Annotated in this window: 10 protein-coding genes; 8 read left to right on the plus strand and 2 right to left on the minus strand. The window is 76.0% G+C overall.

The annotated features are described in order from the left end of the window. The first annotated feature begins 94 nt into the window (after positions 1-94). From mqnC to ACFY07_RS14180, 4 genes are all read left to right on the plus strand, one after another. A complete protein-coding gene (gene mqnC / locus ACFY07_RS14165) occupies positions 95-1318 on the plus strand; it encodes a cyclic dehypoxanthinyl futalosine synthase (RefSeq protein WP_390868892.1) in 1224 nt (407 codons plus the stop codon). A gap of 22 nt (positions 1319-1340) precedes the next feature. Then, positions 1341-2069, plus strand: coding sequence for a hypothetical protein (locus ACFY07_RS14170; RefSeq protein ID WP_390868893.1), 729 nt, complete (start codon positions 1341-1343; stop codon positions 2067-2069). Between the two features lie 302 nt (positions 2070-2371). Further along, entirely contained in the window at positions 2372-2932 is a 561-nt protein-coding gene (locus tag ACFY07_RS14175) for a hypothetical protein (RefSeq protein WP_390868894.1), read from the plus strand. Between the two features lie 46 nt (positions 2933-2978). Further along, positions 2979-3689, plus strand: a complete 711-nt coding sequence (locus ACFY07_RS14180; protein ID WP_230746262.1) for a demethylmenaquinone methyltransferase — start codon at positions 2979-2981, stop codon at positions 3687-3689. 137 nt (positions 3690-3826) lie between these two features. Here ACFY07_RS14180 and ACFY07_RS14185 read toward each other — a convergent pair whose 3' ends face one another. Together ACFY07_RS14185 and ACFY07_RS14190 are read right to left on the minus strand one after the other, a co-directional pair. Next, entirely contained in the window at positions 3827-6262 is a 2436-nt protein-coding gene (locus ACFY07_RS14185) for an endonuclease/exonuclease/phosphatase family protein (protein WP_390868929.1), read from the minus strand. Between the two features lie 359 nt (positions 6263-6621). Then, complete coding sequence (locus ACFY07_RS14190; protein ID WP_390868895.1) at positions 6622-7677, minus strand: DUF3533 domain-containing protein; 1056 nt, start codon at positions 7675-7677, stop codon at positions 6622-6624. Between the two features lie 385 nt (positions 7678-8062). On the opposite strand from ACFY07_RS14190, the gene ACFY07_RS14195 reads away from it, so the two are divergent. The 4 genes from ACFY07_RS14195 to ACFY07_RS14210 all read left to right on the plus strand — a co-directional run bounded on the left by ACFY07_RS14195 (position 8063) and on the right by ACFY07_RS14210 (position 11724). Further along, positions 8063-9310 (plus strand): geranylgeranyl reductase family protein, encoded by a 1248-nt coding sequence (locus tag ACFY07_RS14195; RefSeq protein ID WP_230746346.1) that lies wholly within the window; start codon positions 8063-8065, stop codon positions 9308-9310. A 328-nt stretch (positions 9311-9638) separates the two neighbouring features. Next, complete coding sequence (locus tag ACFY07_RS14200; protein WP_230746269.1) at positions 9639-10421, plus strand: TNT domain-containing protein; 783 nt, start codon at positions 9639-9641, stop codon at positions 10419-10421. 197 nt (positions 10422-10618) lie between these two features. Then, a complete protein-coding gene (locus tag ACFY07_RS14205) occupies positions 10619-10774 on the plus strand; it encodes a hypothetical protein (protein WP_390868896.1) in 156 nt (51 codons plus the stop codon). 590 nt (positions 10775-11364) lie between these two features. After that, the gene (locus ACFY07_RS14210) at positions 11365-11724 is read left to right on the plus strand and encodes an NADH-quinone oxidoreductase subunit A (protein WP_230746273.1); all 360 of its coding nucleotides are present in this window, start codon (positions 11365-11367) and stop codon (positions 11722-11724) included. Positions 11725-11734 lie beyond the last annotated feature (10 nt).

Raw genomic sequence — 11734 nt, forward strand, 5'->3', positions numbered from 1 at the left:
GGGGGCCGCGGGGGAGCCGCAGGTGCGGGGCGTAGGCTGGTCCGGCGGTCCGCCGGCCGTACGACCACGACCTGTTCCCAGGAAAGGACGCCAGGTGTCCGAGCCCGCAGCGCCCCTCGCCGCACCCTCCGCGAGCGGCCTCCAGGCCGTCCTCGACCGCGCGGCCGCCGGCGGCCGCATCACCCCGGAGGAGGCGCTCGACCTCTACCGGCACGCCCCCCTGCACGCGCTCGGCTCCGCTGCGGACGCCGCACGCCGCCGCCGGTACGCGGGCACCGAGCACATCGCCACGTACATCATCGAGCGCAACATCAACTACACCAACGTGTGCGTGACCGCCTGCCGGTTCTGCGCCTTCTACGCCCCGCCGAAGAGCGACCGGGGCTGGTCGCGCGACCTCGACGAGATCCTGCGCCGCTGCGCCGAGACCGTCGAGCTGGGCGGCACGCAGGTGATGTTCCAGGGCGGCCACCACCCCGACTACGGCGTGGAGTACTACGAGCGGGCCTTCTCCGCGATCAAGCGCGAGTTCCCGCAGCTGGTCATCCACTCCCTCGGCGCCTCCGAGGTCGACCACATGGCCCGCATCTCCGGGGTCTCCGTGGAGGAGGCGATCCGCCGCATCCACGAGGCGGGCCTGGACTCCTTCGCCGGCGCCGGCGCCGAGCTGCTCCCGGAGCGGCCGCGCAGGGCCATCGCGCCGCTCAAGGAGTCCGGCGAGCGCTGGCTGGAGATCATGGAGACCGCCCACGGCCTGGGCGTGGAGTCCACCACCACCATGCTCATGGGCACCGGCGAGACCAACGCCGAGCGGATCGAGCACCTGCGGATGATCCGCGACGTGCAGGACCGCACCGGCGGCTTCCGCGCCTTCATCCCCTACACCTACCAGCCGCAGAACAACCACCTGCGGGGCCGCACCCAGGCCACCGTCTTCGAGTACCTGCGGATCATCGCGGTCGCCCGGCTCTTCCTCGACAACGTCGCCCACATCCAGGGCTCCTGGCTGACCACCGGCAAGGAGACCGGCCAGCTCACCCTGCACTACGGCGCCGACGACCTCGGCTCGGTGATGCTGGAGGAGAACGTCGTCTCCTCCGCCGGGGCGAAGCACCGCTCCAACCTGCTGGAGCTCATCCACCTCATCCGCGCCGCCGGCCGCACCCCCGCCCAGCGCGCCACCACCTACGAGCACCTGGTCGTCCACGACGACCCGGCGGACGACCCGGTGGACGCCCGCGTCGCCTCCCACATCGCCTCCACGGCGATCGAGGGCGGCACCGCGCACCCCGAGCTGACCATCCTCTCGGCGAACTGACCCGCACCGGCCCGGCCCGCCCGTGATCGTCCTGCACCGCGCCGACCTGGTGCTGCCCCTCGCCGCCCCGCCCCTCCCGGACGGGGCGGTGGCGGTGCGGGACGGCACGGTGGCCGCCGTCGGCCCGTACGGGGAGCTCGCCGCCGCCCACCCGGGCGCCCGGGTCCGCGCCTGGCGCGGCGTGCTCACCCCGGGGCTGGCCCACCCGCACGGGCGGCTGCTGCTGGAGCACGCCTACCACCCCGACCCGCGCGAGGCGGACCTGCTCGGCACCGCGCCGCTCACCGGCGCCGCCCTCGCGGCCCTGGCGCCGGACGAGGCCCGCTGGGGCGCGAGCGCCCGGCGCGGCCTGCAGCGGATGCTGGCCCACGGCACCACCGCCCTGTCCGGGCCGTTCGGACGGCCCTCCGTGCGCACCGCCGTCGCCCGCTCCGGCCTCGCCGTGCTCCCGCCGCCCGCCGGGACGGCCCCGGCACCGCCGGACACGGCCGGCCCCGGCCCCGGCCCCGCCGTGCCGGACGGCGCCGTGCCGGACGCCGCCGTGCCGGGCTTCACCGTGCCGGGCTTCGACGTGCTGGGCGGGGGCCTGCGCGCCGCCGCGCACGGCCCGCTCGCCCCCGGGGTCCGCGCCGACCTGGCGGTCTTCGAGGTGCCCGCGGACGGCGACGCGGAGGCCGCCCTGCGGAGCGGCGGCGCCGCCCGCTGCACCGCCACCGTGCTCGCCGGGCGGCTGGTCCACCGGCGGCGCTGACCGCCTCCCGCACCGGCGCGCCCCCCGGGACCGGCGGGGCCGTCCCCGGTCCGGGGTCCCGCGCCCCCGCCCGGCGCCCCCGTCCCGACTCCCCGGCGTCTTCCCCCGGCACCGCCCCTGAGCTGCGCACACGCACCTCCGGAACCGTCCGCCCCGCACCCGTGGCCGTCCGGTCCGCGATCCTCGGCCGTGACCTGGGGGCGGTCCTGCCGCTACGATCCCGATCAGTCCGCCGCTCCCCCGCGGCGGGTCCGCCGCCCGAGTCCGTCCCCCCATGCCCCGCGGGGCAGCAAGCAGGAACGATGCGATCCGAGTCCCTCCCCCGGATCGGCCGAGGCTGGTACGCCACCGCCGTGCTCAGCGCCGTCCTGGCGCTCGGCATGGGAGTGCTGGGCCTGCGCCAGCTCGACCAGGCCGACCGCATCGCCGCCGACCCCGTGAAGGTCCGGGGCACCGTCACCCGCCTCGCGTCCGGCACCGGCACCTACAGCCAGGTGTCCTACCGCGCCGGCGGCCGCACCCTCGCCGCCGCCGACCTCCGGCTGCCCGCCGGGGCCGCGGTCGGCGACCCCGTCTGCCTGGAGTACGCCAAGGCCGACCCCGCCGCCGTGCGGGTCTGCGGGCAGCGCTACCCCCAGGCGGCCGGCATAGGCCTGGCCCAGACCAGCGTGCCGGTGGGAGTCGGCCTGCTGGTGGTCTGCCTGCTGCGGATCCGCCGCCACCGGCGCGCCCTGGCCCTGCGCCGCGGGCCGGCCCGGTCCGCCGTCCGCGCCACCGCCGTCTTCGCCGCGGAGGGCGTGGCCCCGGCCGTCCCCCGGGCCTCGCGGCGCCGCCGCCGCGGCGGGCGCCGCGCGCGCCGCTGAGCCCCGCCTGCGGCCCGGTCTCGCCGCCGGGTGAAGAATGGGCCCCGTGACCCGAGCTTCCCTGGACAAGCAGCCGCACGAAGTCGCCGCGATGTTCGACGACGTGGCGGCCAAGTACGACCTGACCAACGACGTGCTCTCCCTCGGGCAGACGCGCGTGTGGCGGCGGGCCGTGGCCCGCGCCGTCGACGCCCGCCCCGGCGACCGGGTCCTCGACCTCGGGGCGGGGACGGGCACCTCCTCGCTGCCGTTCGCGGCGGCCGGCGCGCAGGTGGTGCCGTGCGACTTCTCGCTGGGCATGCTGGCGGAGGGCAAGCGCCGGCACCCGCAGCTGCCGCTCACCGCGGGCGACGCGACCCGGCTGCCCTTCGCCGACGACTCCTTCGACGCGGTGACGATCTCCTTCGCGCTGCGCAACGTGCAGGACACCGGCGCCGCGCTGCGCGAGATGCTGCGGGTCACCCGGCCCGGCGGCCGCGTGGTGATCTGCGAGTTCTCCAGCCCCGTCTGGGGGCCCTTCCGCACCCTGTACACCGAGTACCTGATGCGGGCCCTGCCGCCGGTGGCCACCGCCGTGAGCAGCAACCCCGACGCCTACGTGTACCTGGCGGAGTCGATCCGCGCCTGGCCCGACCAGCCGGCGCTGGCCGCGCGGCTCCAGGCCGCCGGATGGGGCCGGGTCGCCTGGCGCAACCTCACCGGCGGCGTCGTGGCGCTGCACCGGGGCACCAAGCCCGCCTCCCCGCAGGAGGGCTGACGGCACGTCGGAGGAGAGGGCGGGCCGCCCCGCGAACCTTCGGGGCGGCCCGTGCGTTCTCCCGGTGCAGGCGAAGCCCGCCCGACCCCGCAGCGCTCGGCGCCGGGGGCGGGCGGGCCTGCACCAGCCGGCCGGGACTACGGCTTGATGCGCACCACCTGCGGGTCGTGGTCGCTCGCCTGGTCGGCGAACTCCGAGTTGATGTGCACCACGTCGTACCGGGCGTGGGTCACCGCCGGGCTGACCAGGATGTGGTCCAGCACCTGCGCGTTGCCCTGGTAGACGTAGGAGTACCGCTCCCGCTCGGGCAGCGTGTTCACCAGGTCGGTAAGCACGGTCCCGTCACCGGTCAGGGTCTTCACCGCGGGCGAGAACTGGTAGTCGTTCAGGTCGCCGAGGGCCACGATCCGGGCCTGCGGGTCGGCGGCGAGCAGCTGCTCCACGAAGGCGTGCTCCAGCGTCGCCTGCCTGGTCCGCTGCACCTCGGAGCTGCGGGCGGGCTGCTGGAAGCGGCTGGTCAGGCCCTGGTCGCCGCCCTTGCTGTTGAAGTGGTTGGCGATGACGAAGAGCGTCTGCCCGCGGAAGGTGAACTCGCCCACCAGCGGCTTGCGGCTGCTCTGCCAGGCGTCGTCGGCCGGCGCGATGCGGCCGGGCGAGACGGTGAGGGCGGTGTCCGCGCCGGTGCCGGTGACACCGACCGCGGTGACGGCGTCGCCCCCGGCGCGGTCGGTGAAGCCGACCCGCTCGGGGTTGAAGAGGAACGCGGTGCGGATGTTGCCGCCCGGCTCGCCGCCGTCCCTGTCGTTCTGCGGGTCGATCGAGCGCCACGCGTAGTGGGGGCCGCCCGCGGCCGTGATGGCGTCCACCAGCTTCTGCAGGGTCCGGCCGGCCGTCACGGTGCCGTCGTCGGCCGGGCCGTTGTCGTCCTGGATCTCCTCCAGGCCGACGATGTCGGGGGAGCGGAGGTTGGTGACCAGGCCGGCGGCCAGCGCGTCGAACTTCGCCTGCGGGTCGCCCGGGTCGAGGTTCTCCACGTTGTAGGTGGCGACGGTGACCTCGCGGTCCAGGGCGGGGTCGGTGACCTCGCGCTGCAGGCCGCCGGGGACCAGGGTGCCCAGGGTGCGGGCCGCGACGGTGTAGGTGCCGGCGAACTGGTTGTAGTCCAGCGGGCCCTCGGTGGTGCCGGAGAGGGTGTCGCCCACGTCGGCCTTCGGGAACGCCTGCTGCGCCGCCGGCACGAGCGACTGCACCATCAGGCGGCCCGAGTTGGGGTCCTCGTACGAGGGGTAGTAGGCGCCGCCGCGCTTCGTCCGGTTCTGGTTGCCCTTCACCGTCACCCACAGCTCGCCGTAGGCGTCGGTGGCGCCGACGACGCGGGTGTCGTCGACCCGGACGTCCATGCCCTCCAGCGACTCGTACAGGTCCAGGGCGTAGGCGGCGGGCTGCAGCGGCAGGGCCTCGATCGAGCCGCCGCCCGCGTCCGGCGCGAAGGCGTCCGGCACGTTCTTCCGCGACAGCACCACGGGCGCGGGCAGCGCGTTGCCCGAGGAGAGGACCGTCACGGACGGCTTGGAGATCTCGGTGACCGACTGGTTCCCGGAGGCGACGCCGCCCGGGTAGTACTCGGAGACGGTGCCGGAGACGGTGACGGCGTCGCCGACCGCCACGGCCGGGGCCGAGCCGGTGAAGACGAAGACGCCCTCGCTGGTCGCCGGGTCGTCGTCGGCCTGGGGGTCCTGCATCCAGAAGCCCTTGGACCCTGAGGTGCGCAGGCCGGTGACGACGCCGGTCACGCCGGTGACGGCCCTCCCGGCCAGCGGCGAGACCCGGGTGGTGCCCTGGACGTCGTGGATCCGGGCCGTCACGGGGGTCTCGGTCGGCGTGGGCGTCGGGGTCGGCGTGGGCGTCGGCGTGGGCGTGGGCGTGGGGGTCGGGGTCGGCGTGGGGCCGGTGCCGCCGGAGTTCGCGGGGCTCGGCGCCCCGGCCGCGAAGTCCGCCGCGTTGTCGTCGGTGTCCGTGAGGGTCCTCCGGGCCACCGAGGCGGTGTTGGAGGCGCCCGCGGCGGGGCCGGAGCCCTCCCGGACCAGGGCGGTGCCGTAGCCGACCAGGTCCTTGACCCGGCCGTCGGCGGCGCAGTCGGCGGCCGTCAGGCAGGTCAGCGGGTCCGCGCCGGAGACCAGCGCCACGGTGCCGCTGGTGCCGGACATGGCGGTGGAGCCGGAGGCGTCCGGCGTCGGCAGCGGGGTGGTCCCGCCAGCGCCCGCGGCCTCGGAGACGAGGTAGCGCCCGCCCGCGCCGAGCGAGCCGGTGAGCGCGGTGACCTGCCACTTCGAGGTGGAGGTGGGGCTGCCGGACAGGTACTGCACGCTGTACCCGGAGAGGTCCAGCGCGGCGGAGCCGGCGTTGGCCAGCTCGACGAAGTCGTTGGTGTACGTGGCGCCGGAGTTGCCGCCGCCCCCGTACACCTCGGCTATGACGGCGTCGGCCGAGGGAGCGGCGGACGCCGAGTGGACTCCCATGGCCGCGATCGCCAGCGAGCCGGTGAGCGCGAGCGGGACCAGCCGCCTGCGCATCCGGGCGGGACGGGGTCTCGCGGGGCAGGAGGGTGCGTCGGGGGTGTGCGACACCGGAGGGGTCTCCTTCGGAACGGACGGCGCGTCAGAGTGCTTGCCTGGCGGCGCCCTTCGTGTTCCCGGCCGCTGTCCCGGCCCGGGGCCGAGGAGCGCCCGGCCCAAGATACGCGCGTAGATCGACCGGGCAGAAGGGCCCCGCAGGTTAAATCTCGGGAACGCCGGCGGTCCGCGGCGCGCCCCCGCCGTCCGGCCCCCGCCGTCCCGTCCGCCGTCCGCCGCCCGTCGACTGCCGCCCGGCTTCCCCGGCCCGGTCCTGGCCGTCCGGGGGCCGCCGGTCCCGGGGCCGGCGGCCGCGGCCGTCAGCCGGGGACGCCGCCGCCGTCGCGCCGGCGGGCGGAGGCGAGCAGGCCGACCAGCAGGCCGCCCGCGGCCCAGGCCCCCAGGACCCAGAGCGGGCCGGTGGTCGCGTTCCCGGAGAAGTAGACGGTGTTGCGGACCGCCGTGGTGCCCGCGCCCGGCGGCAGCGCGGGCCCGATCACCCGCCAGAACGGCGGCAGCAGGACGGACGGGTACGGCCCGCCCGCGCTCGGGTTGCCCAGCACCACGAAGAGCAGCACCGCCAGCCCGATCCCGACCGTCCCGAAGAGCGTCTGCAGCGCCATGGAGCTCGCCGCCGCCGCGAACACCACCAGCGCGCCGATCCCCCACAGGGCGGCGAAGTGCCCCGGCAGCGCGTGGAAGACGGTGTCCACGACCACTGCCCCGGCCAGCCCGGAGAGCACCGCGTACAGCGCCAGCACGGCGAGGCGGACCAGCGCCCGGTGGGCGTTGGCCGGGCGCGCACCCGCGCTGACCGCGAGCATCGAGGAGGCGAGGTAGCCGCCGACCATCCAGCCCACCACCAGGTAGAAGGAGGAGAGCCCGCGCCCGTCCGCGGGGGCGGGCGGGCGGATGTCGGTGACGGTGATCGCCCGCTTCCGGCCGACCTCGATCCGCCGCCCCAGCTGGGCGGCGGTGTCGGAGACCGCCGGGCCGCCGGCCGAGGCGACCAGCAGGGTGTCCCGCGTGCCGACGGCGTCCACCAGCAGGGCGGCGTCGACGGTCCGGTCCAGGACCTGCCGCCGGGCCGCGGCCGCGGAGGGCGCGGCGGTGGCCCGCGCGGGCTCGCCGGGCAGCCGGTTCAGCAGGGCGACCACCTGCCGCGACACCTGCGGCGGGGCCACCACCGCGACGGGCACCCGGTGCGGCGAGGGGGAGTGGAAGGCCCCGATGTAGGAGACGACGAAGCCGACCTGGAGCAGCAGCACGCCCGTCATCAGCAGGAAGGCGCGCAGGCTCACCGCGTCGCGCAGCTCGGCGAGGAAGCCCCTGCGCCCCGGTCCGCCGGGGGTGGTGGACGACAGGGCGGTGCTCATCGGTCGGGTCCCTCCTCGCGTCGGCTGTCCGACCAGCAGAACCCACGGGGCCCGCGGCGGCGGCGGGGCTCGCCGGTCGGGGTCCGTCCACCGCCCGACCGGCCGCGCCCCGGCCCGCGCCGCCCCGCCCGGCCGACGCGCCGCCCGCCCCGTCCTGCGGCCCGCCCCGCCCTGCCGCCGGGCGCCGCCGGGACGCACCGGCGCCCGGCCCGGTCCGCGGCCGGGGGCGGCCCATAGACTGACCCGGTCCGGACCCGGACCGGACCGGACGAGCCGAGAGCAGCCAGGAGTGCCGACCGTGACCGATACCGCCGCTGACCGGACCACCGCTGCCGACGCCGCCGCCGCGGAGCCGCACGGGCCCGTCGAGGGCACCGCCGACGTCATCGTGGTCGGCGCCGGGCCCGCCGGCGCGACGACCGCGTACCACCTCGCCCGCGCGGGCCTGGACGTCCTGCTGCTGGAGAAGTCGGCCTTCCCCCGGGAGAAGGTCTGCGGCGACGGCCTCACCCCCCGCGCCGTCAAGCAGCTCGTGGACATGGGCATCGACGTCTCCGAGGAGGCCGGCTGGCTCCACAACAAGGGCCTGCGGATCATCGGCGGCGGCGTGCGCCTGGAGCTGGACTGGCCCGACCTGGCCTCCTTCCCCGACTACGGCCTGGTCCGCAAGCGCGCCGACTTCGACGAGCTGCTGGTCCGCCAGGCGGAGAAGGCCGGCGCGCGGCTGTACGAGCGGGCCAACGTCGGCGCACCGGTGCTGGACGACCGCACCGGCCGGATCACCGGCGTCACCGTGAAGCTGGGCGAGGAGAAGCGGCCGGCGGTCTTCACCGCCCCGCTGGTGGTCGCCGCCGACGGCAACTCCACCCGGCTGTCCCTCGCGATGGGCCTGCACCGCCGCGAGGACCGCCCGATGGGCGTCGCGTACCGGACGTACTTCACCAGCCCCCGGCACGACGACGACTACCTGGAGTCGTGGCTGGAGCTGTGGGACCGCCGCAAGGGGCAGAACACCCTCATGCCGGGCTACGGCTGGGTCTTCGGCATGGGCGACGGCACCAGCAACGTCGGCCTCGGCCTGCTCAACACCACCTCCTCCTTCGGCGAGATCGACTACCGCGAGCTGCTGAGGTCGTGGTGCGCCAACATGCCGGCCGAGTGGGGCTACACCCCGGAGAACATGACCGAGCCGATCCGCGGCGCGGCCCTCCCGATGGCCTTCAACCGGCAGCCGCACTACACCCGCGGCATGCTGCTGGTCGGCGACGCGGGCGGCATGGTCAACCCGTTCAACGGCGAGGGCATCGCCTACGCCATGGAGTCGGGGAGGATCGCCGCCGACGTGGTCGTGCAGGCCCACGCCCGGACCACCCCCGCCGGCCGCGAGCGCGCGCTGGAGGCGTACCCGCGGGTCCTCAAGGACGTCTACGGCGGGTACTACACGCTCGGCCGGGCCTTCGTGAAGCTCATCGGCAACCCGAGGGTGATGCGCCTGGCCACCGAGCGCGGCCTGACCCACCCGATGCTGATGCGCTTCGTCCTCAAGCTCCTCGCCAACCTGACCGACCCGCAGGGCGGCGACGCGATGGACCGCATCATCAACGGCCTCGCGAAGGTGGCGCCGAACGCCTGACGCCTCCCCGACCGTCCCGGGGCCCGGTCCGCCGCCGCGCGGGCCGGGCCCCGCCGCGTCCGCGGGCCCCGTCCGCGGGCCCCGTCCGCGGGCCCCGTCCGCGGCCCCCGTTCGCACGCGTGTTCGGGCCGACGGGGGAGGGGGACCGGCGGCCGCGCCGTCCTGCCGCGGGCGCCTGACGCCGTGTTCGGCCGTCCGGCCCTGCCCCGATTGCCGCCCGCCACCCGCCCCCGTCTGATGAGTCCGGTGCGTCGTGCAGTCCCGACGGGTCCCTCTCCTCCCGCCCCGGGTCGACGCCCTCCGGACACTCGTCACCCTGGAGGTCCCGTTGCGCTCGCTCCGACGGTCCGCGGGCCTGGCCGCCGCGGCCGGACTCGCCGGCTCCCTGTTCCTCGCCCCCTCCGCCACCGCCCCCGCGAGCGCGCGGACGCCCGCGGCGGCCGCCGTGCGCGTCCCGGCCGTCCCCGCCGCCGTCCCCGCGGGCCGGGTGCGGCCCCACGGGGCGGAGCCGGACCGGTCCCCGTGCCTGGGGCTGGTGCCGCCGCCGTACGCCTTCGCCGTCCGTACGCCCTTCGTGTGCGGCGACTGGCGGCTCGGCCCCGCCGAACTGCCGCGCACCGGCGTCCTCGGGAGCATCCTCGCCGGGTACCGGCGGCTGGGCGGCCTGACACCGGTGGAGTTCCTCAACCGGTGGTGGGACCCCTCCCGCGACCTGGGCCGGGGCGACTGGCGGTACCCGCCGGACGACGGCTTCGAGCACGACGCGGGCGGCCACGTCATCGCGGCCCCCCTGACGCTCCACCCGGGACGGCTGCTGGACCGGTTCGGCAACGAGTTCGGCAGCTTCCTCGCGCCCGCGGGGGCGAAGTACGGGGAGCGGTCGATCCCGCCGTCCAACCTCGACACCGAGGACGCCCGGTACCCGTACAACTACCACCTGTACCGGGTGAAGAAGGACACCACCGTGTGCGCCGGCCCGGCCGCCCCGGCCTTCGAGCAGCCCGGCCAGGGGGTGCAGTTCGTGACCTCCAGCTCCTTCTGCCCGACGCTGCCGGCCGGGGTCTCCGTGAACAGCCTGCTGCGCAGCGGCAACCTGGAGCGGGCGAACTGACCGGGGCGGACGGCCCCGCCGGGCGCGGCCCGGGGACCCCCGGCGCCCCGGACGTCCGGGACCGGCGGGGGCTGCGGAGGGCGCTCCGGGCCGCGGGGGTCCCCGACGCGGCGTACGAGATCCAGGGCCTGGGCGGCGGGCCCTGGCCGGCGGACCGCCTCTACCTGGAGGAGGCGTCCGGCGGCTGGGCCGTCGGCGTGCACGAGCGCGGCCGGCGCCGGGTGCTGGAGCGGTTCCCGGACGAGGCGCCGGCCTGCCGCCGGCTCCTCGCGATGCTCACCGACCCGGGGCCGCCGCCCGTCCCCCTGACGCCGGAGGAGTCCGAGCGGCTCCTCGGCGGCGGGACCGCGTGACCCGCGCCCGCCCCCTCGCCGCCGCGAGGGGGCGGGCGCGGCCGTTCCGGGGGACGGCCGTCCCGGGGCGGGACCGTTCCGGGCCACGACGGTTCAGGCCGCTTGTGAACCGGGGGGCAATCCGGTCCGGCCGCGCGCCGGACGGCGGGGTCCCGGGGGCCGGCGAGGCAGGAGGGGAGCGGGGGAGCGCGGCCGTCCCGCGGCGCCGCGCGCACCGGTCAAGCGGGGGCGCGGCCGGGGCCACCCGGGAGGGTGAGGGCGATTAACACGCCATCCGGAGGGTCACAAATTTGCACTGGGACGGCGTGGGCTGATAGTGGAGCGCCCCTCCGAGCAGGCGTTTCACCGGCGGTGATGACGCAGCGGGACCGCTTGTGAGCAGAATGTGCCCGCTTCACCGACCATGATCGACCGTCAGGTGGCGTAGATCACAAAGACCACCCACAACCGCGTGTCGCAGATCACATGCGCACGGGCATAGGATGCAGCCGAATCGGGGTTTGTGAACTGCCTCACATGAGGTGATCACGAGCCCGGAACCGAACGGTCCGAATGCAGTCAAGGACGACCTGCGGAGGGAGCGGGGGCGTATGAACGCTTACGCGCCGATCCTCGTACTCGGTGCCATCGCGGCGGCTTTCGCGGTGGGATCCATCGTGATGGCCTCACTCACCGGCCCGAAGCGCTACAACCGGGCCAAGCTCGAGGCCTACGAATGCGGCATCGAGCCCACCCCGCAGCCGGTCGGGGGCGGGCGCTTCCCGATCAAGTACTACCTCACGGCGATGCTCTTCATCGTCTTCGACATCGAGATCGTCTTCCTCTACCCGTGGGCCGTCAGCTTCGACGCCCTGGGGATCTTCGGGCTGGTCGAGATGCTGCTCTTCATCGCCACCGTCTTCGTCGCCTACGCCTACGTGTGGCGGCGCGGCGGTCTCGAGTGGGACTAGCTGAGAGGCG

The sequence above is a fragment of the Streptomyces sp. NPDC001380 genome, from assembly GCF_042895785.1.
Taxonomy (GTDB): Bacteria; Actinomycetota; Actinomycetes; order Streptomycetales; family Streptomycetaceae; genus Peterkaempfera.